Genomic DNA, 26,676 nt, shown 5'->3' on the forward strand with positions numbered 1-26,676 from the left:
TACTATTCCTGATTCGCGTGTATTGCTTTCAAAGCAGTTCACCGCATCATGAAAAAGATTTACTACCCTTCTGTTCTAATTCTTATTTTCTTTCTTCACCAAACCTTCTCCACCTACGCGCAGGAAACAACCCTTACGCTTTCGGGCAGCATTGTAAACGGCGAAACCAACGCGCCGATTCCGTTTGCCAGCGTCGGGATTGGCCAGAGTGGTATCGGCACTAGTTCAAATCAGGAAGGTAAGTTTACGATTAAAATTCCTGCTTCGCAGCAACAAGATACCCTGCGCGTCACTTACGTGGGCTATTCGGTTTTCCGGCAGGCAATCCTCAACATCAAAAATCAGCCTTTACTCATACAATTAAAACCGGCTAGTATAACCTTAACCGAAGTAGTCATTAACGGAAAACGAAAAACTGCCCTGGACATTCTGCACGAAGCAATTGCCGCTATCCCGGTAAATTACGATACCACTTCGGTGCAACTCACGGCTTTTTACCGCGAAGACGTAAAACTCGAAGATTACCCGATTTCGTACAGCGAGTCGGTGTTGGAGGTGCGGAAACCGCCTTACCACACATTAACGGAACAAGAACAAGTAAAAATTATTAAAGGGCGCAAAAAACCTTACGACCATTCCCGTTTAAGGCTGCACGGCTATTTAGATATGCCCAACGGTGCGCATCGTTTACTACGCGATGATTTTGTGAAATACCAACTGGGAGGAGGCGAATTTTCTTTTGTGGGGAAACATCATATGAAGGCATATGAATATAAACTCCGCGGAATTGTACCGGAAGGCGACCGGCAGGTGTATGTTATTCAGCTAATTCCGCGCAAAAATGCCCGCAAAGCCCACGTGGCAGGCAACCTTTACATAGATGTGAACACCCTGGCGTTTACCAAGGCCGAGTGGATTATGACGCAGCGAGGAATTGATTTTGATAATAATCGTAATTTTTTGTTAAAACAGTTGAGTTATAAAGTAGCCAAACTCAGCCACAAATTAACTTATTTAAAAGAAACCACTACTTACAGCAATTACAACAACAAGTGGTACCTGAAAGATAAGCACCGCCATTACGAAATGCGGGTAAACAGTAAATCACGCGGCATCGAAAACAAACTCTGGACAGCCAATACAGATATTACAATCACTAATATTGGAGCTAAAAACATTCCCCCTTTTACGGAAGGCGACATTTATCAATCGGAAGCGTCTATAAGTGGATTAATTAATAACGACAACGACCCCAATTTTTGGGAAAATTACAATATTGTAGAACCAGCCGCTGATTCTGTTTTTATGAAGATGCCGGAAGTAAAATCCCTTGAAAAACCGGTAAATAATGCGCCCATCAAAGTTTCGAACCGCGCCACCGGTTTTACCCGGGCCGATACCTTGCGGGGCAAACTCACTCCTCAGCGCAGCTACGATGTTACTTTTTACCACCTGGATGTAGCCGTAAATATTCCGAATAAATCCATCAGCGGGAGCAACAAAATCCGGTTCCGGGTAACCGATCCCTTGAATAAAATGCAAGTAGATTTATACGCCAATATGACTATCCACTCCGTAAAATACCGCGGACAAGAGTTGAGCTATACCCGGGAATTTGACGCCGTCTTTATTCAGTTGCCGGAAACGTTACCTTCTAATTCGCAGCACGAAATAGAAATTACTTATTCCGGCGCCCCGCAAGTACCCAATTTTAATATTTCTATGCACGGTGGCTTTTTGTGGGAGCAAGACCGCAACGGCAACCCGTGGGTACAGGTAGTCTGCCAGGGCTCCGGGGCCAGTTTGTGGTGGCCCAACAAAGACCACCTCTCCGACGAACCCGACAGCATGCGCCTCAGCGTAACCGTGCCCAGTAACTTAACCGAAATCTCGAACGGCCGCTTGCTCCGGAAAGTACCGCTGGCCAATAACCAAACCCGTTACGACTGGTACGTGAGTTACCCCATTAACAATTACAACGTTACTCTAAACATTGGTCAATACAAGCACCTGCAAGATACTTACGTTACCAATGATACTTTAACGCTGGATTACTACGCTAAACCCGAACACCTGGATAAAGCGCGCTGGTTATTTAACCAGGTTAAACCCATGCTGGCAACGCTGGAAAAACATTACGGCAAATACCCCTTCCCCCGCGATGGCTTTACTTTACTGGAATCGCTGCACCCCATGGAACACCAAAGCGCGGTTACCTTCGGCAAATTGCCCGATGGTGAACTGGATTCAGTGAATACCATGAAATTAGTCTGGCACGAGGTTTCGCATGAGTGGTGGGGTAACAACGTAAGTTGTAAAGATTTGGCCGATATGTGGCTGCACGAAGCCTTTGCTACTTACACCGAAGGCTTATTCTTTAAGACACAATTTGGAGAAGATACGGAATTGGGTTATGCTCAAAGTTTGCAGGAGCGAGCCGTAAACAAAGAACCAATTATTGGCGAGTACGACGTAAATCACATTTTTTACAACACCGAAGATATGTACAGCAAAGGTGCTTTAATGTTGCGAACCTTCCGAAACGTACTGGCTAACGACAATCTTTGGTTTAGTATTCTGAGGGGTATCCAGCAGGAGTTTAAATATCAAACCGTTACTTCCGCGGATATTATCCGGTACATTAACCAGCAAACCCAGAGGGATTACAGTTACTTTTTCAACCAATATTTGAAACACCCAGCCATTCCTACTTTACAAATAAAATTTGGTCAGCAAGGCCAAACCTTGGTGCTGCACTACAAATGGAATACCGATGTTGCTGATTTTAAAATGCCCATAAAAGTTACCAAACTTCCGGGTAAATATAGCTTCATTTATCCTACCACGGCCTGGCAAACCCTGCGTTTACCCAACGTTTCGCCGGAAGATTTTGAAGTAGACCAAAACCGGTTTTATGTAAATGTGACGCAGGAAGATTTTGATTGAACTATTTATCTTTACCTCATTGCATTTTAAAAAATGTTTTAGTTACAGGATAGTTTTTTAATTATGAAAGTACCTGTAAGTGTTTATATTGAAGCGGCTTAAGCTAAAAACGTAAATACTAAAATTTACCTTTTACATGATTTATTCCTTAAAAACCAATTGGTTGGCTTTATTGGGGGCTATACTTTTTATAAGTTTACTTGTACTTTCCTGCCCCGCTACTAAGGCGCAATCCTATCCCATTAAACCTACTGCCAGCGAGAATAGCGTTGGGCAAACCGCCAATATCCAAGCTTTCGAAAATAAGTTAGGAGCCCTGCACCAACAATACCACATTCCGGGTATGTCGCTAGGGATCGTGCATAATAAAAAGCTAGTTTGGAGAAAAGGTTTGGGCTATGCAGATGTGGAGCAAAAAATTATTCCCGACGAAAATACGGTATACCAAATTGCTTCGCTCACCAAAACCTTTGGTTCTGTTATTTTAATGCAGTTAGTAGAAGCCGGAAAAGTTAGTTTAGATGACCCGATTGCTAAATACGGTATTAATCTGGGTGGCCGCTGGGGAAGCGATGAAAGAATTAAGGTAAAGCATTTGCTCACCCATACCGCTATGGGAAACACTTGGAATGGATTTAAACCCGGCTATATTTTTCGGTATAATGGTAACTGGTACCATGAACTGGGTAAAGTGATTGAAAATGGGTCGGGAGAGCCATTCGGTAGATTATTAATGCAGAATATCATCTTACCTCTAAACCTAAAAAACACGGTACCGAGTACGGATGACAGTGCTAATTTTAACTTGACCGGATACAATAGAAACGTATTCATCAGGAAGGTGGCCAAGCCCTATGATTGGCAGAAAAAACGCTTCGTTCCGGTTCAGTTTACGTATGGTTTTGGCCCAGCCGCCGGTTTAATGAGTACTGTTTCGGATTTAGCCACTTACTCCACGGCTATAGACGAACAAAAATTTCTAAATTCGGCTACCTGGCAGCAAATTTTTACTCCTTTTGTAACGCCTAAAGGCAAAACCATTCAGTACGGTTTGGGTTGGTACGTAACGTATTATAAAGGCCTGAAATTATTATGGCATACCGGTTGGTGGACCGGTTACTCGGCTTTATTGGTAAAAATTCCGGCGAAAGATTTAACTTTTATTGCGCTGGCCAACTCTCAGGATTTGAGCCGGCCTTTTTACCACATCATCCACCCGCTCCCCATAATTGGCGTATTTAATCCGCTGCGCAAGAACTTAAATAATGACCTTACGGCCTCCAATTTCGCCAAAGCTTTTCTCGATCATTTTGCCTTGCTATAAGCAGCATTTTTTAAATAATTAGTAAATTCCTTATCAAACAGGTATTCAAACATGATAAACTCAAAGTTTCTTTCCGGATGCCATTAGAGCCATCCGGAAAGAAACAAGAATTAAGCAACTTCTACCGAAACAGCATTAATGGAAAAAGTATAAGAAATAGCAGCTGTTTTATTTAAAATAGCCGATACGGAACAATATTTATCCGTGGATAAATCAATGGCCCGCTTTACTTTTTGTTCGTCCAGATTACCCGATAAAGCATAATGAATGCGGATGTTGGTGAAAACCGATGGGGTGGCATTCGGTTCCCGGTCGCCGTCGATGTGAATCCGGAAATCGGTTATTTCCTGCTTTTGCTTCTTTAAAATCAATATAATATCAATGGCACTGCAACCGCCCAAACCCATCAGCAGCATTTCCATGGGACGGGCGCCGGCATTATGCCCGCCCACATCAGGGTTAGCATCTATGTTTACGGGTACACCTGCCGCACCTACGGCTTCAAAATGGAAGGCGTTATCCACGCGCTTTAATTCAACTTTCATTTTTTAGAAATTAGTATTAAGACAAAGGTATTAAGTACCAGGTATCAAGTAGTAGGATTTTTAATTTACGGTTGTGATTTACGGTTATTAATTTACAAGATAGATAAAACAGCTTTTATATTATTACTTAATACTTGATACCTGTTACTTACTACCTAATACCTGCTACTTTTTTACCGGCGGTTCCATTACGGTGCCGCAGTTTTTACAAGTCCGGTGTTCCTCATTGGCGAAAAAATTATTCATGACAACGGGTAACTGTTGCACAATATCGGTAACTACTAAGTATTCTTCGTAGAGTTTATTGCCACAATTTTCGCAAAACCACAGAAACCCATCCTGCTCGCCTTCGCGGCGATACCGTTCCATTACCAGGCCCACGGTATTAGCCGGGCGACGCGGTGAGTGTGGGGTACCACCGGGCAGTAAAAATATTTCACCTTCCCGGATGGGAATATCTACGGATTTGCCGTCTTCAATTACTTTAAGCACAATATCACCCTCCAGTTGGTAAAAAAATTCTTCACCCTCGTTGTAGTGGTAGTCTTTCCGGGCGTTGGGGCCACCTACCACCATTACAATAAAGTCTTTGTTATCTTTAAATACCTGGGCATTACCAACCGGCGGTTTTAACAAATGCCGGTGTTCTTCAATCCAGGTATGAAAATTTAGTGGTCTGATCATAGTTTTTGCTGATTGTTGTTTAAGCTATGGATAGTTTACGAAAAAATTGTTACTAGTAAACTACTAAGATACTAGCCGATTTTAAACAATAACAATTAAACAAGCTATTTGGATTAACGGCAATTTAATATTGCCGGATAGAGTAATATGTTAAATTATTTAATTTATTGCGTCCAGTATTATTAGGTTGATATTCGCTTATTTAAGCAAATATTTAGTAGCATTAAAAACCATTTACTTTAACTCCTTCCTTTATGGTATTCGAAACAGTTCCAATCCATCCTTTTTATATTATTGGCATTTCCGTTAGAACTACGAACCAAAACGGCCAGGCCCAAGCAGATATCGGTGAACTATGGGGCAGGTTCCTCAGCCAGAATCTTATTAGCCAAATTCCAAACAAAGAAAGCAATGTTATTTATTGCGTTTACACGGATTATGAAAGCGATTATCAAGGACCTTACACTACAATTTTAGGTTGCCGGGTAAGTTCTCTGGAGGCTATTCCTCCCGGATTTACGGGCATTACAATTCCGGCGGCTACTTACCAGGTTTATACGTCGCAGGGAAAATTACCCGAGTGCGTGGGACAAACCTGGAATTACATCTGGCAAAACGCGCAAAATCGTAAATATTCCGCTGATTTCGACGTCTATGACTCTCAATCCCAAACCCCGGAATCAGCCACTGTAAAAACTTACCTTTCCGTTAATTAACAGCTAGCAAATTTAAAAAATACTACGTATACCTGGCCATGGATTTAAATTTAAGTCAAAAACAAGCGATTGTGTGCGGTAGCACGCAAGGCATTGGAAAAGCTATTGCTTTAGAACTGGTGCAAATGGGAGCTTCCGTTACTTTAATAGCCCGCAATGAAACGAAATTACAAGAAGTTCTGCAGGAACTCGACCAAACTGCTGGTCAGCAGCACGATTATGTTTGCGCTGATTTTTCGAACCCAGATGATTTAGCCACGAAGATTCAGGCGTATGTAGCCACTAAACCCGCCGTACATATTTTAATTAATAACACCGGTGGTCCCAGCGGCGGACCGACTATTGATGCCGCTTTAGATGAATTTAAACAAGCTTTTTCCAACCATTTAATTTGTAATCATATCCTGGTCAAGGCGGTAGCGCCGCTCATGAAACAAGCCCAATACGGCCGAATTATAAATATTATTTCTACTTCCGTTAAACAACCCTTGCCGGGTTTAGGAGTTTCTAATACTATTAGGGGAGCGGTAGCGAACTGGGCGAAAACCCTTTCGCTGGAGTTAGCACAATTTGGAATTACCGTCAATAATGTTTTACCCGGAGCTACTGTTACCAGCCGACATACTTCGCTTATCCAAGCCAAGTCGCAGAAAACCGGGCAAAGTATTGAACAAATTGAATCGGAAATGCTGGCCAGTATTCCGGCTAAACGATTTGGCAGTTCTGCGGAAGTTGCAGCAGCGGCGGCTTTCTTAGCTAGTCCGGCTGCGGCTTACATTAATGGAATTAATATTCCGGTTGATGGCGGCAGAACCGGAAATCTGTAACAATTAACTTATCTAAGTGAAATTCAGGCATCAATATTAAACTTACTTTATGTTCCGCTACTACTTGGAGCCTTTTCAAGTCTCCAGATTTTGGTGCTATCTAATTTGAACCGTAACCCGTTTGCCTCCGGCCGGCGAGCACCGTTTGGCTCTTCCGGGCGGGTCTAAGCTTCCTTTCCTCGTTCCTCGGAGTGCTCGCGCACCGGAACCTTAGAAGGCCCTCACTAACTAAATTGGTGTCATTTATTCTTAGCCAATGTTTGATGTTTATTCTTCCTACTTCAGGAAATTTCAAAACTTCCGAATTTTCATTTTAGCGAACTAGGAACATGCCTTTTGACCCGACTAAACAGGAAAGTCCCCCTTTGAAGGGGGTAGGGGGAGGATAAGGATTAGCTGATTAAAACAGTAACTAATATAATAGCCAATAATCAAAGTTAATAGTAACCAATCAAGCTTATTATCAGAAAGGTTTACGGGTGTTTTTTCTTAAACAGAATCGCCTGCTCGTCTTCGTAGATGATTTTAAAATCAGGATTTTGCCGAAGTTGGGTTATTTTATCACTATAAGCTTCGGGCGAAAGAGGATACGTTCCTTCTTTGGTAGTTTTAACCAGAGCAATATATTCGGCATCGCGGATTATGGGGAAATGATAAAGTTTCTCTCTTTCTACTAATCGGGGCGTAAGGCAAGAAGAGGCACTTAGCGGTACCCCGTCCGGAATTAGTCGTAAAATAGAATGTAGCTTTTTGCGGTTGAAAAGGGAGCGATAATGCATGGGCCGTTGAAACTGCACCAGCGGTTTTATAAACCATTTTGATTTTCGTTTTACCAAAGTAACGCTGGTAGCTGCTAAGGTTAACAACAAAAACAGCAACAAGAATCTCTTTTGAATAACGGGCTTAAACCGGGTAGAAGCTTCGAAAGTAGCTAAGGCTAGTACCGGGGCAAACTCAATGGAATACTGATAATTAATGCCCCATAAAGTAAAATCATGCGTTAATAATTTCTGGGCGAAAACCGGCAACAATAAAAACAAATACCAAGGCCGGAAAAGCAGGGATATTCCTCCGGAAAGTAAAATCATACCGTATAATTCAACTTTAATATTATTGAATTCCGGATTGCCCGTGGTATTTAAGAATATGTGCGAGAATATTACTTGCGGATGTTGCAAAATGTATTGAACAATAGAGCCAATAGAGTTACCTAAATGTTGGTACCGGATTAACTGAGCAAACTGATGATGGGTAGTATTTAATTCCGGCATAATTACCGAAGTAACTACGATAAAATAGAAGGTGGTAATAATGGCCAAAGTTATAGCAACCTTTCGAGCAGATTTATCAGAGAAGTATTTACCCAGGCAGGCTACCGCTATAAAAATCCCCCATAACGCCATATTTTCTTTACTAATAACCAGTAATCCATAGAACACCGTAGCCACCAAATATTTTTTCTGGTTAAAGTAATGTAAAAACCAGGGCAGAAACATGGCTCCTACTACATTATCGTGGTAATCAAAAGCTAGGGCCGAGTAAATGCCCCACATTGAGTAAAATTGGGCAGTTATGAATAACGGAATAGTAGGGTGGGAAGAACGATGCCGGCAAAAAACGTATACCCCCACACCACCGAACAAAACCGCAGCAATTTGCACGATTAATAAGGTGTAAGAACCCAAAAACCAGTATAAAGGAGAAAACAGAATGGGTAATAAAGCAAAGTGAGATCCCAGAAAATTCATGGGAGCCGCATCTAGCAACAACGTGGAGTAATTTACCCGAAAGTGGGCGTAATCATAAACAGCCTGATTTACCAAACCCAAATCGAGCGCATAAGTCCGGAAATTATAATGATTTACCAACGAAATAAGCCCGTATATTATCCCGAATACAATAAGGAGAATTATTAAAATTTTGTGGCTTTTAAATGCCGGAGCAATCATTATTTACAACTAGGCTAGGAATAGATGAAATTAAAATTGAGTAAAGATAAGATTTGAAATTAGACTTTAACTTCTAAAATAACCACTATCCAAACCATTGTTCATGCAGCATAACAAAAAAGCCATTCCGGGAACAAGATTAAAAATTGTTCCCAAAATGGCTTCTATGCTAGTACAGAATTGAAATTTAAAAAAACTCCTGTTTTCTCTTACAAGTTCTTCAATAGAAAATCAGTCATCAGAGTGTATAAATGCAGGCGCGTATTGCCGCCGGAAATGCCGTGGTTGCGGTTGGGATAATAAAACGAATCGAACTGTTTATTGGCTTTAATCAAAGCATCTTCCATGGCTACGGCATTTTGAAAATGCACGTTGTCGTCGCCGGTGCCGTGGATGAGCAGGTACTTGCCTTTTAATTTGGTGGCGTGGGTTACCGGTGAGTTCTCGTCGTACCCGGCGGCGTTTTCCTGGGGTCGTTTGAGGTAACGCTCGGTATAAATATTATCGTAGTAACGCCAGTTGGTAACGGGAGCTACGGCAATACCGGCTTTAAAATAATCGGCGCCTTTGGTTAAAGCCAGCGACGACATGTACCCGCCGTAGCTCCAGCCCCAGATACCAATTCGGCTTTTATCGACGTACGGCAAACTCCCAAAATACTTGGCACTTTCTATTTGGTCAATGGTTTCGTAATGGCCTAGATTGGCATAAGTTATTTTCCGGAAAGCGGCTCCTCGACCACCGGTACCCCGGTTATCGACGCAAGCCACCATATACCCTTGCTGCGCCAGCATTTGAAACCAGAAATAATTACCGCTGTTCCAGGAATCCAGCACCTGCTGACTACCCGGCCCGCCGTACACAAATAGCAATAACGGATATTTTTTAGTTGGATCGAAGTTGTTGGGTTTTATGGTATATCCATTCAGTTTCACGTTTTCGCTGGTGTTAAACGATATAAACTGTAAGGGCGATAGATCAAACTGTTTTAAAACATTAACCAATTGCGTGTTTTCTTCGAGGTTTTTTACCAGTTTACCACTGGGAGCAGTGTGTAAACTTACTACCGGCGGGGTATTAGCCGTACTGTGGTAATCAAGATAATACGTAAAATCCGGACTCATGCTTATCCGGTGCGTACCTTTCGTTTCGGTTAACCTTTTTTTATTGCCTCCTTTCAGGTTTACGCTGTATAACTGCTTTTCCATCGGCGATACTTCGGCCGCTAAATAATAGACTAGGCCTTGCTTCTCATCGATTCCTACCACATCGGTTACATCCCAATTACCTTTGGTTAATTGCTGTTGTTGTTTGCCTTGCAAATCATACAAATACAAGTGGTTGTAACCATCCTTGTCGCTGGAGATAATAAATTGCTTGCCATTTTTTAAATATTTTAAATCGTCGGTTATTTCAATGTAAGCTTTATCCGTCAGGCGTAGCGCTACAGAAGTTTTGCCGGTGTTTACGTTGGCGTGGAGTATTTCCAGGGTATTTTGCAGGCGGTTCATGCGCTGAATCCAAAGCAAATCTTTGGTTTCGGTCCAGCCAATGCGGGGAATGTAAATATCGGTTTCCGTACCAATATCCTGGCGGGTAGTTTTGCCGGTATTTAAATCCACCACCGAAATAGTTACCACGGAGTTAGCTTCGCCGGCTTTGGGATATTTAAAGGTATAGTCCTGCGGGTACAAGGGTCCCCACATTTGCAAAGTGTATTGTTTTACCTGGCTTTCGTCGAAAGTATAAAAAGCAATTTTAGCTCCGTCCGGCGACCAGAAAAAGGCTTTCGCAAAACTAAATTCTTCTTCGTACACCCAATCGGTACCGCCATTTATAATTTTATTGCGCTCGCCGCTAGTGGTAATTTGCTTTTCCTGGTTGCTGGCTAAATCCACGTAAAACAAGTTATTATCGCGCACAAAAGCTACCCGGCTGCCGTCCGGCGAAAAAGTAGCAAACAATTGTTTTCCTTTAGTGCTTAAAGGCCGGAGGGTTTTCGTTTTCACGTCGTACACGTAATACTGCGAACGCGAGGAATGCCGGTAAATAGGTTCGGTTTCGGTGGCAAACAATATTTTCTGCTCATCCGCACTAAAAGTGTATTCTTCAAAATCGATGGGTTTGGCACTACCCGCCACCTTTAAATCCTGACCGGCTACTACGGTGGCTATTGGCTGGCCGGTGGTAAGGTTATAACGTATAATATCGGTAGCATTGGTTTGATCATTAGCTACCATGGAGGTATAGTAACGACCATCTTTGGCCCAATCTACGCCGCTTACGGTTTTGGCAGCAAAGGTATTTTTCTGCCAGATATCCTCTAACGTAATTTTTTGTTTTTGTTGGGCCAGGGCCGTGAAGAAGTACCAACTGGCAAAAAAGGTAAGAAGTAGGCTTTTACTAAATTTATTTCGCATAATGAATCTAAAATTCTTAACTCAAAGGTATTTATTTTGACTGAGAAAATGCGAACTCAACAGCTAATAGGAATTACAAAACAATAGCCATTATAAATAATAGATAAGTAAGTATCGACATCCAATACAGAATCCGTAATTTTGATTTGTTCTATCAAAGAATACATTTCTCCTGGTACTTACATGAAAACACTTAATTCGGCGTTTACTCCACTTATTCTATCTCTCTTAATTTTTTTAGCTACTGCATGCAATAACGATCCGGACTCACCCTCTGTTTTACAATTGGTTTCCAGTACGGGGCAAAATTACGTAACGGAAAACCGGACCTTAGCTGGAGGTACTCCCGTAATTACAGGGGTATATGCGCAAGTGCCCGCGGCCGATCAAAATCTAAGCAATTTTAAAGTAAAATTTAACCACGATAGCACCGGAATAAGGCCTTCTGTAATTTATCTGGATTCAACCCTGGCACCTGAAACAAAGTCTTTTGCCATGTTAGTGTCTTATGTACCGCGTAACCAGGTAAACAAAGAAATTTGGGAATTTATTGTTACCGATAGCCAGGGAAAAGAATACAAAAAAACAATTCGTTTAAAAACCACGTCCTCCAACACAAATAAATCTGGTATCTATACTTATGCGAATGTACTATTAAGTCGAATTAAGAACCCCCGCACTTCTTTAGATTCTATTGGTTTCGTTGGTTTTGCTTTTGCTTCTGGTACTTCTTATCCGGCTTACGCGTTAAAACAACCAAATTCCCATATTGATTTGTTTTTTAATAATAATGGCACCTCCAAACCTAGTTTAAGTTTAAATACCACTAAAAATGACTCGCTGCGTTTAACTAATTTAACTAGCCCTCAATTTGATGGCATTACTAGTGTTAGTGGCTTAACTTCGTCGTATTCGGTTATTGATAAACCTTATTCCACCATCGAAAACTTACAGGTCGACCAAGTACTGGCTTATAAAACTTTGAGTAATAAAATAGGATTACTCCGCATCAAAACGGTTACCAGAACGCTTGACTCCTTAATATTTGATGTAAAAGTGGAGAAATAAACTACTGGACTGGTCAATATTAATTTTTTCAGGAGTAGCTACTAATAAAAAAGCGCGACTCCGATAACCGGAAACCGCGCTTTTGATAAAAAGAGTTGATCTTAAAAATTAAATCCTAAAGTAAACAAAACACTATTCGTGGTATTTTTAGTAGTAACTACTGGCTGCAGATTATCTACCAACGAATAAGGCGAATACACACTATTGTATTGCGCGTTTACGACAGCTATATCAAAAAAGTGATTATCCTGTTTAATTCCAACTCCGGCCGTAATATAACGTTTATCGCGGTCGTAATCGCTACTTTTGTAGGGATCGCCGTACAAAGCGTACCCGGCACGCAACCGGAAAATATTATACCGATACTCTCCCCCAACCCGGAAGTTAAGCGCGGATTGATACGTATTTTTTATAATATCATTCTTACCCGAAAAAGAATCGCCGCCATCGTTACTATCAAAGCGAGCGCCGCCATAATTGACGTACTCTACATCAGCTGATAAAAAGCCGTGTTTGCCGGCAAAAAAGGCTACTCCACCATTCGCCCGCAAGGGTGTGGTTAAATTATATTCATAATCGCCGGGAGTCATTTGCGCATCGTAATTACCCGGTGTAGTTCCGCCAAAAGTAGTTGACATAGAAGTTGTATACTGGTCGCGTAAGGTATAGAATGTTGGAGTTTGCACAGAAACTCCAATTCGTACCGCATCAATGGGTCGTGCAATAATACCTACTTTTAAATTTACGCCCGATCCAGTAGTAGTAAACTCGTCAGTTAAAGTTAAATCCTGAAAGTCGGTTTGCGGATCGGCATCTACTTCCCGGTAGATCCGCTTCTGATTATAGCGCAATGTAGTAAGACCTACTGACGCACCCAGGTAAATCTTATCGCGGTAACTGGCCCCATACGCAAAATCCCATTGGTTTTGCGCACCTTTGCTACTCACCGTTTCATTCTGAATGACATTACCCTGCGACTCGACGTATATTTCTTCGCGCAAAGGTGAGTTAGGATTGTTCGGTTCAGTCGGTATCTTATTTACGCCAATCAAGTACGTAGCATACCCCAATCCTTCCAAAGAATAAATACCATCATCGTACTCCTGGTCTAAATTTGCTTCGGTGCGATTATTGGCAATTGCCGTTTCCCCTAAAGATTGCACCAGCGATTCAGTTTGATTTACGGGACCCGAATAACTAAAGCGATTCTGAAAATTATTTAAACGGGTTAAACCAATGCCAAAAGCGCCCGAACGCCAGTCACTTTCATCGGTATCCGATTTACGTTTGGTAAAAACTATACCTAAGCTGGGGATATTAATAATATTGCGCTGATCCGTGGAGCTGCTGCGGCCATTCAAGCTGCTCTCAGTACCAGATAAACTAATTCCGGGGGTAAAAGAAACCTCAGAACGACGATACAATCCCAAACCGGCCGGGTTGGTTGATAAGGTTGAAATATCTGCTCCTAAGGCAGTTTGGGCACCAGCCATGCCTTGTATTCGGGCGGAGCCGCCAAAATCCTGGCGGGAATATCGGAGGGCATCGACCTCGTTTTGGGCCGATACCTTTCCTACCCAGCTTAAAAACACTAAGCTGGTAACCAATAATTTATATGTTTTCATGTGTGAACCTAAAGAAAATTAATTTCGTCTGGGCCGGCCACCACCACTGCTGCTTCCGCCACTATTACCTCCATTGTTTGAAGGAAAGGAAGAAGAACGGCTAGGCTGACTCCAGGAGTCGTTGCGTTGCGGGGAAGGATTCTCATAACGACGAGGCGCTTCGTAACGCGGTGTGGTTTCAAACGTCCGCGGCTGCGATTCAATAACACGCTGTGGACGATTCTGACGTTGAGATTCTGTCGGGAAGCTAGGCCGAGCAGGAGCGCCTTCGTTGGTCGTAATATTACCCTCGTAACGCCGTACCGGACGAGTAGACGGACGGTAGCCTAAATCGGTATTATTAGGGCTGGTTGTAACTCGGGCCGGTTGTCCGGGATTAGAATTAGTATAATTGCTTCCATCCGTTGGGCTAACTACCGGCGTACGTACCCCACGTACCGAGCGACCTGGAGTTACCGCATCGGGAGTGCTAACCCTACCAGGGTTACCGGTATTAGGAGCAACTATGCCACCCCCATTAACAATGCGCGCTGGCCGGCCACCCGGATTGTCTGCTACCCGGTTACCGCCCGTATTAGGAGCTATTCGTCCGCCATTATTGTTCCGGTCGGTAGGCACTACACTCCGCTCTGTACGCGGACCATAATTCCGGGACCGGAAGTTTGGATAACGATCATAATTGCCGCTATTGGCATAGTAACCATTATAGAAGCCGTTATAAAAACCATTGCGGTAACCAGAATTGAAACCACCGTAAGGATTATAAAATCCACTATAGCCACCATAGAATGGGGAATAGAAAGGACTACCCCAACCTAGATTTAAAGATAAACCTGTATAGAACCCCGGACGGTAGAAACCTGGTGAATAAGAGAATGGATCATAAAACGGATTGTACGCGTAAAAGCTGGAACCGTACCAGTACGGATCGGTATACGCAAAATCGTAATACGACATACCCCGATACGGAGCATTAAACCGGCGGATGCGCGAAGCATACGTATAATCTTCAGAATAATAATCGTAATCGCTGTATGAATCGCCGTTGTTGCTACTGTTATTTCGGGCAGTACCGGAATACTCCGGATTGGCTACTTCGTCCGTATTCGCATTTGCTTCAGTAGAAACATTGTTTTCGGGAGCAGTAGCCGCTGGTTTGCTGGCAAAAACAGTTTTATCCGTTGAGGCATAATACAAATCATCGGTTTCAGTAGATGACTGAATGGCAGTCGGACCGCTACAGCCTGCCAAAAGGAGGGCTACTAACGGCACCAAAGATATTTTGTTTGCGTATTTCATGGCCTTGAAAGTATAATTCTTTGAAAGATAAATTTAAGCAGCTCCTGTTAAGGGTTGGCTTTATTATAATTTAACGTAATTTTGAGCAGATTTGATATATTATTTTATTAGTCAAATCTCGTACCAATTAACTACGAATTTTCCAATACAAATATAAAGAAAATTACAAAAAAATGAGCAAAAGCTTACCAAAAAGAAGTGAAGATTATTCCCTGTGGTACAATGAGTTAGTAAAACGTGCTGGCTTGGCGGAGAACTCCCCGGTACGCGGCTGCATGGTGATTAAACCGTATGGATATGCTATCTGGGAAAAGATGCAGCGCATCCTCGATGACATGTTTAAAAAAACCGGTCATTCGAATGCTTATTTCCCATTGTTTATTCCAAAATCTTTCTTCAGCAGGGAAGCTAGCCACGTAGAAGGCTTTGCGAAAGAATGTGCCGTTATTACGCATTACCGCCTGAAAAATGCGGAAGATGGCAGCGGCATTATCGTTGATCCGGAAGCGAAGTTAGAAGAAGAATTAATTGTTAGGCCCACTTCCGAGACTGTTATCTGGAACACGTATAAAGGCTGGATTCAATCTTACCGCGACTTACCGTTATTAATAAACCAATGGGCCAATGTAGTTCGTTGGGAAATGCGCACTCGTTTATTTTTACGTACTTCCGAGTTTCTGTGGCAGGAAGGTCATACCGCTCACGCTACCGCCGAAGAAGCTATTGCCGAAACGGAACAAATGTTGGAAGTATACGCTACTTTCGCCGAAAAATACATGGCGGTGCCCGTAGTAAAAGGCATAAAAAGCCCTAATGAACGCTTTGCCGGTGCGCTGGAAACGTATTGCATTGAAGCCTTGATGCAAGATGGCAAAGCTTTACAGGCAGGTACGTCTCATTTTCTGGGACAAAACTTTGCAAAAGCTTTTGATGTGAAATTTGCCACTAAAGATGGTGGTTTAGAATACGTTTGGGGTACCTCCTGGGGCGTAAGTACCCGTTTAATGGGCGCGCTGATTATGGCCCATTCCGACGATGATGGCTTGGTACTTCCGCCTTTGCTGGCTCCTACGCAAGTAGTGATTATACCAGTATTTTTCAACGAAACCCAATTAGCTCAAATCACGGAAAAAGCCAAACTAATTAAACAAGCTTTGGAAGCCCGGAACATTTCGGTAAAGTTTGATGACCGCGACACGCAAAAACCCGGTTGGAAGTTTGCGGAATACGAATTACAGGGTGTACCCGTGCGGATTGCTATTGGCGCCCGTGACTTAGAGAATGGTACCGCCGAAGTTGCCCGGCGCGATACTAAGACAAAAACTACATTATCACTCGAAAACCTGGATGCGCGAGTAGCGGATTTATTGCAGGAAATTCAAGAAAATATTTACCAGAAAGCGTACCAGTTCCGGGCTAATAATATTACTAAAGCAGATACTTACGAAGAGTTTAAAAATGTGCTTGATACCAAAGGTGGCTTTGTATTAGCGCACTGGGACGGCTCTCCGGAAACCGAAGAACGCATTAAAGAAGAAACCAAAGCTACTATCCGGTGCATTGCTTTAGATGCTGAACCAGAAGAAGGTAAATGCATTTTAACCGGCCGGCCTTCATCCCGTCGCGTACATTTTGCGCGGGCATATTAACTTTAGACACTGGTATCAAGACACAAGTATCAAGATTTTACTTTAAAAATAAACCCGGTAGTTTAAAACTATTGGGTTTATTTTAATCATTTTGCAATTGCCACATTCATCACCAGTTTAGTAAAGTTAATGGCTATTGGTAATAGTTTGCCCGTCTTTTGCTTCTACCTCTAAAATAGTAAGCTACGCTCATTCATTAAAAAAACATCACCTTAAAAGCGAATTGAAGCTAATTTGGCCTGCTAAATTTTTAAAGTGGAGGTTGTAAACCATTTCAATTATTGCTTCCTTTTGCATTGCTTGTATATTTGAGTTTTCCGAGAATTAACAGCAGCAAATTATGACTCTTTCTCAACACGCCCCGATCACGGTGGCTTTAGCTTCTTATGGCATGTCTGGTATGGTTTTTCACGCTCCCTTGCTGGCAGCTAACCCCCACTTTAAACTCACCAAAGTATTGGAACGTAGCAGCGAAAAATCTAAAATTCGTTATCCAGAAGTAGAAGTAGTAAAAGATTTTCCGGCGCTTTTAGAAGATGAGTTGCTAGAATTAATCATAATCAACACGCCGAACGCGCTGCATTTTGAAATGGGCCAGCAAGCTTTACTCGCCGGCAAGCACGTGGTAATGGAAAAGCCTTTTACCGTTACTACCCAGGAAGCCCAAGAATTAACGGCATTAGCCAAAGAAAGAAACCGGATTATAACGGTATTCCAGAACCGGCGTTGGGACGGCGATTTTAAAACGGTGCAGCAAGTGGTGGAGCAGAAACTGCTGGGTAAATTGGTTTATTACGAAGCCCATTACGACCGTTTCCGGAACTACGTGGAAGCCAATACCTGGAAAGAAGAAACCGGCCCGGGCTCCGGCTTACTTTATAATTTAGGCTCGCACATGATTGATCAGGCTTTGGTTTTATTTGGTCGTCCGCAAGCTGTAACGGCCCACATTGGCACGCAACGCCCCGGCGGCAAAATCGATGACTTTTACGATATTACGTTGCACTACCCGGATGTAACCGCTAGTGTAAAATCCAGTTATTTGGTGCGGGAACCCGGCCCGCGGTATATTTTGCACGGCACCGAAGGTTCATTTCTCAAACACGGCCTTGATCCGCAGGAAGAAGCGTTAAAAGCCGGCCAGCTACCAATGGGCCCTACCTGGGGACAGGAACCCGCAACTGAATGGGGCAAGTTAAATACGCAACTCCAAGGGCTGCACTTTACCGGCACCATTGAAACTTTACCCGGCTCGTACCCTACTTTTTACGAAAACGTTTACCAGGCTATCCGGGAAGGCCAGGAATTAAATGTAAAACCCGAAGAAGCCGCTTTAGGTATTCACCTGATTGAATTGGCCCAGCAAAGCAGCGCTGAGAAACGGACGGTTGTAGTTTAGAAAGTTGAAAGGGTGCAGCATAAATAATTTCTAATGCGAGCGTCCTCGCTCGTATTGCTCATCGTCCGGCCTCTGGCCGCTAGTAATTTTTATTTTTGTCAGAAAGCGTTTCTGTCAGATTCATCCTGAATGATAGACGCGAGAAAGAAAGCTCGCGCAAGACAAAGGATTAAGATAAATCAAAACTAACAACAAAGCCACAATTTTATACCAAGCTCCGCAGTCGATCAGCGGCAGTTTCAGGGGTAATATCGCGTTGCGGGTTGCCGAGCATTTCGTAGCCTACCATAAATTTCTTAATAGTGGCCGAACGCAGGAGCGGTGGATAAAAATGCATGTGAAAATGCCAACCCGGATGTTCCTGGCCATCGGTGGGAGTTTGATGAATACCGGCTGAGTACGGAAATGAAATGTTAAATACCTTATCGTAAATTACTGTTAGTTTCTTAATGCTATCCGCAAAAGCATCTTTTTCGGCTTCGGTTATTTGGCTTAAACTACCGAAATGCCTTTTACTGATAATCATGGTTTCGAAGGGCCAAACTGCCCAAAAAGGCACTAACACTGCAAAGTGCTCGTTTTCTACCACAATCCGTTTCTTTTCTTCCAGCTCAATGGCCAAGTAATCGCTGAGCAAGCTGCGGTTATTTTCGGTAAAATAATTTTGCTGTTGCACTAATTCTTTGACCGGTTCAACGGGTATGGAACTCTGCGCCCAAATTTGTCCGTGCGGGTGCGGGTTGCTACAACCCATGATGATGCCTTTATTCTCAAAAATCTGCACGTAATTGATAAAATCCAGCTGGCCCAGTTCTTCGTATTCACGCTGCCATAAATCTACTACTTTACGAATATCCGCTACTTCCATATCGGGTAAGGTAAGGTCATGACGCGGTGAAAAACAGATTACCTTACAAATACCACGTTCACTTTCTGCCTGTAGCAAGCCGCCTTTCGCAAAGCTTCCCGCCGGGGTACTTTCTTGCAAAGCCCCAAAATCGTTATGAAACACAAACGTTGCGGTATAAGACGGATTTTTTTGGCCTCCTGCTCGTTCATTACCAGGACATAAATAACAAGTAGGGTCATATTCCGGACGGGTTTCCTTTTCTACTTCTTCCTGCTGTCCTTGCCAGGGTCGTTTAGCCCGGTGTGGCGATACCAACACCCATTCGCCGGTTAAGGCATTATATCTACGATGCGGATGTTCCGCTAAATCAAAAGCCATAATATTATTTTTAGTCGATGGTCTTTTTCTTTAGTCCATAGTCCACAGACAATAGACCACAGCTTTTTCTTTTAAATTGCTTTGAAATTTCAACTACCTGGAGAATAGCCCTCTTCTGCTGAGAAGGTTTATAGTGGCAAAGCTAAACTACTGGTTAGGTTCCTGATAGTTATTTTCTAGTAATAGCTAAAAGAAAAGCAAACAGATAAACCTTTCTAAGTAAATAAAGGCTCAATTACTAACTACTGCCTTATTCCTCAGCTTTCAATACTTTTAACCTTCTAACCTGCAACTTATAACTTTAAACCTTCTAACTTTTCAACCAAACCCGTACCATCTACAATTTCGGCAACGTAGGTTTTTAAGGTAATGTTAAATTGTTGCTGATAAGCATCGGTCATTTTTTGCGTGAATGCCTCTAAGCCACTTAGTTTCACTAGGTTTATAGTACAACCGCCAAAACCGCCACCCATCATGCGGGCACCTAATACTGCTTCGTCCTGGCGAGCTAAGTCGGCTAAAAAATCGAGCTCGGGGCAGCTTACTTCGTAGTCGTGCTGCAAACCTTGGTGCGAGGCAAACATTTTTTGGCCGAAAGCTGCTAAATCGCTGTTTTCTAAATCCAAACAAGCGGCTTCCACGCGGTTATTTTCCTGTACCACGTAGCGGCAACGTTTATAAATAGTAGGGTCAAACTCTTGCTCGTGGGTAGCGAGCATTTCTTCGGTAACATCCCGCAAACTCTGCACTTCAGGATGATGTTTCTGCAACAATGCCACCCCTGCTTCGCATTCCTGCCGGCGGGTGTTGTATTCCGACGAAGCCAGGGCATGTTTTACCTGAGTATCACAGAGCACAATGCGGTAATCAGAAATATCAAAAGGATAATACTGGTATGCCAGCGATCGGCAGTCGAGTTTTACCACATGGTTTTTCTGGCCAAAAGTGTTCGCAAACTGATCCATGATGCCACTCATTACGCCGGCAAACTCGTGTTCGGCTTTTTGTCCCATTTTTACCAGATCAAATTTATCAATGTTGAGCTGAAAAATATGATTTAAGCCAAAAGCCAACCCGCATTCTACCGCTGCTGACGAAGACAAACCGGCTCCTATTGGAATGTTGCCGCCAAATACTACATCAAAACCAGGCAATGGATAACCAGCTTTTTGTATCTGCGCAATTACGCCCAGCAGGTAATTCGCCCAATCAATATCTGATTTCTTTACCTGATTTAAACTAAACTCCGCGTGTTCGTTTAAGTCGAAGGAATACACCCGGCAAGTATTGCTATTATTCGGCGCTACGGCAAAATAAATTTCTTTATTGATGGCGGCTGGCAACACAAAACCGTTGTTATAATCGGTATGCTCGCCAATTAAATTTACCCGACCCGGTGAGCGTACTACCACCGGTTGAGGCCCGTAGAATTCCTTAAATTTGGCAACGATATCGTGGATCATAGTTTTATTCTTTGATAATTCTATAAGTGAGTTAAGTCACGAGAATGGTAAAAAGGAAACAGGCTTACATTACCCTATTACTCCTGCGTATTATTCCGCACCGAAAATTTATAAACGGTAGATTGCTTAAAAGTTTCACCCGGTTTTAAAATAGTAGAAGGGAAATTCGGCTGATTTGGAGAATCCGGAAAATGTTGCGTTTCCAGGCAAAATCCGTAGTGCTTTTTGTATACTTCTCCTTGATGGCCGGTTAAAGAACCATCTAAGAAATTACCGGAATAAAATTGAATGCCTGGCTGCGTGGTATATACCTCTAATTGCCGGCCGGTTTGAGGCTCGTTTACCATAGCAGCCAATCCTAATTCCTCATTCTGGCTATTGGTGAGCACATAATTGTGATCGTAGCCACCCGTTACCTGATTAATCCGGGAACCAATGGTATGCGGCGAAGAAAAATCCATGGCAGTGCCAGCCACTAAAGGCAGCTCACCGGTAGGAATTAAATTTTCATCTACAATCGTGTATCGCTCGGCGTAAAGCACCACCTCGTGGTTGAGCGCATCCTCGGCCTGACCGGCCGCTAAATTAAAATAACTATGATTAGTTAAATTAATAGGCGTAGCTTTATCGGTAGTAGCCTCGTAATCTATTTTCAGTTCGTTATTGTTGGTGAGCGAATACGTAACCAAAACGGTTAAATTGCCGGGATAACCTTCTTCCCCATCCTTACTGGTATAGGTTAATTCTAGCGCATTCTGCTCCGATAGTTCAGTAACAGTCCAAACCTGCTTATCAAATCCCTTCAGGCCGCCGTGCAAATGGTTAGGTCCATTATTAATAGCTAAAGTATATTCTTTACCATCCAAGGTAAATTTACCTTTGGCAATTCGGTTAGCGCATCGTCCCGCTACTGCCCCGAAATAAGGATGCTCCGCCAGGTAACCCTCCAGGTTATCGAAGCCTAATACTACTTCGCCGGCTTGCCCATTTTTATCGGGTGTTTGAATGGAAGTAATAATAGCCCCGTAATTAATAATTCGGATGGTTATACCATTTTGGTTGGTAAGGGTGTACCGATTTATTTGAGTACCTTCTGGAGTTTTACCAAAGACTTCTTTTTTCATAGTAGCATTATGTTGTTTCACGTACTTAGTGGCTGGCTTTTGGATTAGGAACTTCCCTGGCGCAACTTACTAATCCGGATACGCCAAAGTTGCCTAAATGAAGCAGGATAATCAATAAATTTTAAAGATTTTGCTTTTGCTAAAACAAAAAGTAGGTTTAAAATTCAAGAATTATAAGACTTTTAGCTATGATAGCATTTAACCCGCATTTTTGACCACGTTACCGGATGAATACTCTTGAATTTAATTCCTCAGGAAAAAGTAAAGTTAAATTTTAGAGCAATTTTTTAATTGGTTGTTATAGGGGAAACAGTAACTTCTATCCGCTTAAATAAGTAAGTTTAAAAATAGTAAAATAAAAAGGCCGATAACCCTATGTTACCGGCCTTTTTGCTTACCTAAAGTTTCTATTAACTTTTCTTAGCGGCAGGTTTAGTTGCGGCACCCGCTGGCGCTAACGACAGAATATATTTTACCATTTCGGTAGCATCTGCTTTTGAGATTTGGGGGTGCGGTGCCATTGGAATATCACCCCAGCTGCCGGCTCCACCTTTAATAATTTTTTCGGGCAGCTTGGTTAAGGCTGTTTTATCGGTTTTATATTTTTTGGCAATATCTTTAAAAGCGGGGCCTACTACTTTTACTTCTAACTGATGACAGGCATTACAATCACTTTTATCCATCAGGGCTTTCCCTTTTAAGTTAGCCGAGCCTTGTACCGGTGCGCCAGTTACAGCGTAAGCCGCCGACGAAGCTAATAGCGCTATGGCTAAAGCAGCAGTTTTAAAATAATTGGTTACTTTTTTCATTTTAATTTTTACGTGTATAGAGGTATTAAATTTAAACTTTTAGATAGAACCAATTTAAGTTGGTTGGCATTTATTTAATCAGAAGAATAACCGGCAATTTCTCTTTCCATAAAAAATAGAGCGCTCCTCTTATCTTTTAAAATAATTAACCATTCCATAATATATACCGCTAAGCTTAAAAGTGGTTACATTATTCATTGGTGATGCTGTAAGTAACAACTTTTATACCTTTTTTTCAAATATTTCTCTATTCCGTTTTCTTTTTACGTCTATTTTTTAGTTTCTTTCCATGAGGCAGGTTGAGCGCATGCTGGTTAAATCCAGGACTTGTAGAGGCAGGATATTTTGCTCTGATTTCGCGGTAAGGAACTATTACTAGAAAATACCGTTTAGCATTATTTTAGAAGCATTTAAAAATTTACTTTATTTATAAATTGCATTTTTACTATATTAAAGTAGCAATTTATAACCCGCTAAATCCATTAATCTGTGGTTGAAGTAGCCTAAAACTATACCTTACTTGACTAATCTATTTGTTTAGGACAACCTAAATTGTTTATTATCAATAGTTTTATAATAAGCTCTTATTTACTTTATTTGTTTGTGGTTTTGTAAAATAGAGCAAAATTTTTGCTTAATCAAATACCCACTATTATTTTTCCAAGAACTATTCTAAGCCTATGAATCGCAAGCTTACCTTGTTTTTGTTACTTTTAATTTCGTCTGTAACAGTTAAAGCGCAAATAACAATCAATCAAACCATTACCCATGCTCAAAATCAAACCAAACTTTTATTGCAGCAAGTAGATCAGGCTCAAACTCCCGTCCAGCCCGATTTATTACTACCCCGTTCTCTTACCCCCACCAACGAATTAAAACTTATTCCCACCAAAGACTGGACTAGTGGCTTTTTTCCGGGCAATCTATGGTTTTTGTATGAACATACGCATGACCCTTATTGGCTAAACCAGGCTCAATCTTTTACTTCGCTGCTGGCTCCGGAGCAATTTAATACCGAAACCCACGATGTTGGTTTTAAGATATACAGCAGTTATGGGACGGGCTATCGTTTAACCCAAACGGCCTCATACCGTAATGTTATTATTCAGGCAGCTAAATCACTGGCTACTCGCTTTAACCCCAAGGTAGGCTGCATACAATCCTGGAATTCCTCCAATAAATGGCCTTTCCCGGTTATTATCGATAACATGATGAATCTGGAACTGCTTTTTGCCGCTACCCGCCTGACCGGAGACTCTACTTTCTACCGCATTGCGGATAGCCATGCCAGCACTACGCTCAAGAATCATTTCCGGGCAGATTACAGCTCCTGGCACGTAGTAGATTACGACCCTTTAACCGGGCAAGTTCGCCAGAAAAACACCCATCAGGGGTACAGTGACCAATCGGCCTGGGCCCGCGGCCAAGCCTGGGGATTATACGGTTATACGATGTGCTACCGCGAAACCAAGAACCAAGCTTACTTAACTCAAGCGGAGAGAATTGCCTCTTTTATTTTAAATCATCCCCGTTTACCCGCCGACTTAGTACCCTATTGGGATTTTGATGCACCACTTATTCCGAATGAGCCCCGCGATGCTTCCGCCGCCGCAATAATGGCCTCGGCTCTTTACGAATTAAGTACCTATAGTTCGCAAGGAACCGTTTATCGGGCCGCCGCAGATAAAATTTTAAGTAGTCTGGCAAATTTGTATGCCTCTCCGGCGGGGGAAAACCGGGGTTTTATTCTGCAGCACAGTACTGGCCACAAACCCGCTCAAAGCGAGATGGATGTACCTTTAGTTTACGCGGATTATTACTACCTGGAAGCTTTACTGCGCAAGAAAGAAACGAATATTACCCCTCAATTAAGCGCTATCAGCAATCGAACTATAACTGCTGGCCAGAATTTAAGCTTTACCGCTACAACAACCGATGCTAATGCTAACCAAGTTAAAACCTATTCTTTAGTAAATGCTCCCGCAGGAGCCACCATTGATCCGGTTACAGGAGCTTTTAGCTGGACACCTACCCAGGCGGGAACTTTTACATTTTTCGTGCAGGTAACCGATAATGGCTCGCCAATTTTATCGGATGTACAACCGGTTACGATTATTGTTACCCCTCTTCCAACTTATACTTTAACAGTAACTACCATAGGCAGCGGGACCGTAACAAAAAGCCCTAACCAGGCAAGCTACCCGAGTGGCAGTACGGTTACTTTAACCGCTACTCCTGCTTCAGGTTTTCAGTTTACCGGTTGGAGCAATGATGCAGCAGGAACTACAAATCCGCTCACGGTAAGCGTGACTGGCAATAAAACTATTGTGGCTCAATTTACAGCAGTGGCCGGTCAGCAAGTAGCCAGCTTTAATTTAATGAATGCCGAAACGAATCAGCCATTAGGCACCATTACGAACAATGCCGTTTTGAACCTGGCTAACTTACCCGGCAACTTAAATATTCAGGCCATTACCAATCCTACTGCGGTAGGTAGCGTGGTATTTAACTTAAGCGGCTCGCAATCCACTACCAGAACCGAAACGGGTGCGCCGTACGCTTTATTCGGCGATGTGAACGGTAACTACAACAATTGGGTACCCACACCCGGAAATTACACCTTAAGAGCCACTCCTTATACCTTAGGCAGTGGGGGCGGTGGTGCTGGTACGCCCCTCACTATTAATTTCAGCGTAGTCGATCAAGCGCTTGCTCTGTATAGCCTGAATGTTTCGGCTACGAATGGTACGGTAACAAAAAGCCCGAATCAAACCAGCTATGCTGCTGGTACCAATGTTCAATTAACGGCAAACCCGACAAATGGCTATAAATTTAGTAGCTGGAGCGGCGATGTTACTGGCACTAACAACCCGCTCCCGGTAAGTATGACCGGTAATAAAAATATTACGGCTAATTTTACCCCGGTAACAACTGACCAGCAATTAGCAAGTTTTACTTTGATGAATGCAAGTACCGACCAACCTATCCGAAATCTGGTTTCCGGCGATGTCATTGACGTGAGTATTTTGAAAAGTTTAAACATTCGGGCTAATACTAATCCTAGTACGGTAGGCAGCGTGGTATTTAATTTAAGTGGTACGCAATCCACTTCTAGAACCGAAACGGGTGCGCCGTATGCTTTGTTCGGCGATTCGGGTGGCAATTATAATAGCTGGACGCCCACATCCGGAAATTATACCCTTACGGCAACGCCTTACTCGGCAGCTAGCGGCGGGGGTACGGCTGGTATCCCGTTAACCATTCAATTCAGCGTGATAAGTGGTGCGGCTTCTAGTGCTCTTTCGCAGGTAACCGCTTATCCTACTCCTACCAGCAACGGACACATTCAGGTAAACCAGAAAGCTCTGTGGGAAGGTAAAATAAGGTACATTCTTCGATCAGCAACGGGTAATCAAATATATACTGGCGAAATCAACTTAACGGAACCGACCAATACCTTAAAATTTGATTTTTCAGGTCAAATGGCGGCGAGTGGGGTTTATTATCTACAACTTGTAGCAGATAGGCAAAAAAGTAGTCTGGTATTAATGCGGCTATAGCTATAGTAGCAGAACGCTTCTCATGGCACTATAAAAGGCTA

The 26,676-nt window shown here is 42.6% G+C and carries 18 protein-coding genes; 8 read left to right on the plus strand and 10 right to left on the minus strand.

Features of this window, described 5'->3' with window-relative positions; all coding sequences use genetic code 11:
* Positions 1–48 precede the first annotated feature (48 nt).
* Together AHMF7605_RS14775 and AHMF7605_RS14780 are read left to right on the plus strand one after the other, a co-directional pair.
* Positions 49–2,946 carry a M1 family aminopeptidase gene (locus AHMF7605_RS14775; RefSeq protein WP_106930567.1) on the plus strand — a complete coding sequence of 966 codons (2,898 nt, stop codon included), beginning with the start codon at positions 49–51 and terminating at the stop codon, positions 2,944–2,946.
* A 136-nt stretch (positions 2,947–3,082) separates the two neighbouring features.
* Entirely contained in the window at positions 3,083–4,270 is a 1,188-nt protein-coding gene (locus AHMF7605_RS14780; protein WP_106930569.1) for a serine hydrolase domain-containing protein, read from the plus strand.
* Positions 4,271–4,380: 110 nt separating this feature from the next.
* On the opposite strand, the gene AHMF7605_RS14785 is transcribed toward AHMF7605_RS14780, so the two are convergent.
* Positions 4,381–4,815: an OsmC family protein gene (locus tag AHMF7605_RS14785; RefSeq protein WP_106930571.1), complete on the minus strand. Its 435-nt coding sequence runs from the start codon at positions 4,813–4,815 to the stop codon at positions 4,381–4,383.
* Between the two features lie 165 nt (positions 4,816–4,980).
* On the minus strand, positions 4,981–5,499 hold the full coding sequence (locus AHMF7605_RS14790; RefSeq protein WP_106930573.1) for a 3-hydroxyanthranilate 3,4-dioxygenase: 519 nt from the start codon (positions 5,497–5,499) through the stop codon (positions 4,981–4,983).
* Between the two features lie 254 nt (positions 5,500–5,753).
* Between AHMF7605_RS14790 and AHMF7605_RS14795 the strand changes: the two genes are divergently transcribed.
* Together AHMF7605_RS14795 and AHMF7605_RS14800 are read left to right on the plus strand one after the other, a co-directional pair.
* Positions 5,754–6,215, plus strand: coding sequence for a GyrI-like domain-containing protein (locus AHMF7605_RS14795; RefSeq protein WP_106930575.1), 462 nt, complete (start codon positions 5,754–5,756; stop codon positions 6,213–6,215).
* Positions 6,216–6,253: 38 nt separating this feature from the next.
* Positions 6,254–7,042 carry an SDR family oxidoreductase gene (locus tag AHMF7605_RS14800; RefSeq protein ID WP_106930577.1) on the plus strand — a complete coding sequence of 263 codons (789 nt, stop codon included), beginning with the start codon at positions 6,254–6,256 and terminating at the stop codon, positions 7,040–7,042.
* Positions 7,043–7,515: 473 nt separating this feature from the next.
* On the opposite strand, the gene AHMF7605_RS14805 is transcribed toward AHMF7605_RS14800, so the two are convergent.
* Both AHMF7605_RS14805 and AHMF7605_RS14810 read right to left on the minus strand, forming a co-directional pair.
* Positions 7,516–8,991 carry a DUF2079 domain-containing protein gene (locus AHMF7605_RS14805; RefSeq protein ID WP_106930579.1) on the minus strand — a complete coding sequence of 492 codons (1,476 nt, stop codon included), beginning with the start codon at positions 8,989–8,991 and terminating at the stop codon, positions 7,516–7,518.
* A gap of 209 nt (positions 8,992–9,200) precedes the next feature.
* Positions 9,201–11,411, minus strand: a complete 2,211-nt coding sequence (locus tag AHMF7605_RS14810) for a S9 family peptidase (protein WP_106930581.1) — start codon at positions 11,409–11,411, stop codon at positions 9,201–9,203.
* A gap of 183 nt (positions 11,412–11,594) precedes the next feature.
* Here AHMF7605_RS14810 and AHMF7605_RS14815 point away from each other — a divergent pair, with 183 nt between their 5' ends.
* Positions 11,595–12,479 (plus strand): hypothetical protein, encoded by an 885-nt coding sequence (locus AHMF7605_RS14815; RefSeq protein ID WP_106930583.1) that lies wholly within the window; start codon positions 11,595–11,597, stop codon positions 12,477–12,479.
* Positions 12,480–12,580: 101 nt separating this feature from the next.
* On the opposite strand, the gene AHMF7605_RS14820 is transcribed toward AHMF7605_RS14815, so the two are convergent.
* Complete coding sequence (locus AHMF7605_RS14820; RefSeq protein ID WP_106930585.1) at positions 12,581–14,104, minus strand: OmpP1/FadL family transporter; 1,524 nt, start codon at positions 14,102–14,104, stop codon at positions 12,581–12,583.
* Positions 14,105–14,122: 18 nt separating this feature from the next.
* Positions 14,123–15,403: a hypothetical protein gene (locus AHMF7605_RS14825; protein WP_106930587.1), complete on the minus strand. Its 1,281-nt coding sequence runs from the start codon at positions 15,401–15,403 to the stop codon at positions 14,123–14,125.
* Positions 15,404–15,576: 173 nt separating this feature from the next.
* Here AHMF7605_RS14825 and proS point away from each other — a divergent pair, with 173 nt between their 5' ends.
* Together proS and AHMF7605_RS14835 are read left to right on the plus strand one after the other, a co-directional pair.
* Positions 15,577–17,052, plus strand: coding sequence for a proline--tRNA ligase (gene proS / locus AHMF7605_RS14830; protein WP_106930589.1), 1,476 nt, complete (start codon positions 15,577–15,579; stop codon positions 17,050–17,052).
* A 340-nt stretch (positions 17,053–17,392) separates the two neighbouring features.
* On the plus strand, positions 17,393–18,451 hold the full coding sequence (locus AHMF7605_RS14835) for an oxidoreductase (RefSeq protein ID WP_106930591.1): 1,059 nt from the start codon (positions 17,393–17,395) through the stop codon (positions 18,449–18,451).
* A gap of 205 nt (positions 18,452–18,656) precedes the next feature.
* Here the strand turns inward: AHMF7605_RS14835 and AHMF7605_RS14840 are convergent, their stop codons facing one another.
* From AHMF7605_RS14840 to AHMF7605_RS14855, 4 genes are all read right to left on the minus strand, one after another.
* Positions 18,657–19,679: a UDP-glucose--hexose-1-phosphate uridylyltransferase gene (locus AHMF7605_RS14840; RefSeq protein ID WP_317046539.1), complete on the minus strand. Its 1,023-nt coding sequence runs from the start codon at positions 19,677–19,679 to the stop codon at positions 18,657–18,659.
* 293 nt (positions 19,680–19,972) lie between these two features.
* Complete coding sequence (locus AHMF7605_RS14845; RefSeq protein ID WP_106930595.1) at positions 19,973–21,142, minus strand: galactokinase; 1,170 nt, start codon at positions 21,140–21,142, stop codon at positions 19,973–19,975.
* Between the two features lie 77 nt (positions 21,143–21,219).
* Positions 21,220–22,266, minus strand: coding sequence for an aldose epimerase family protein (locus AHMF7605_RS14850; protein WP_106930597.1), 1,047 nt, complete (start codon positions 22,264–22,266; stop codon positions 21,220–21,222).
* A gap of 410 nt (positions 22,267–22,676) precedes the next feature.
* Positions 22,677–23,075, minus strand: coding sequence for a c-type cytochrome (locus AHMF7605_RS14855; RefSeq protein ID WP_106930599.1), 399 nt, complete (start codon positions 23,073–23,075; stop codon positions 22,677–22,679).
* A 680-nt stretch (positions 23,076–23,755) separates the two neighbouring features.
* Between AHMF7605_RS14855 and AHMF7605_RS14860 the strand changes: the two genes are divergently transcribed.
* Positions 23,756–26,635: an InlB B-repeat-containing protein gene (locus AHMF7605_RS14860; RefSeq protein ID WP_106930601.1), complete on the plus strand. Its 2,880-nt coding sequence runs from the start codon at positions 23,756–23,758 to the stop codon at positions 26,633–26,635.
* Positions 26,636–26,676 lie beyond the last annotated feature (41 nt).

It is taken from the genome of Adhaeribacter arboris, from assembly GCF_003023845.1.
Classification (GTDB): domain Bacteria; phylum Bacteroidota; class Bacteroidia; order Cytophagales; family Hymenobacteraceae; genus Adhaeribacter; species Adhaeribacter arboris.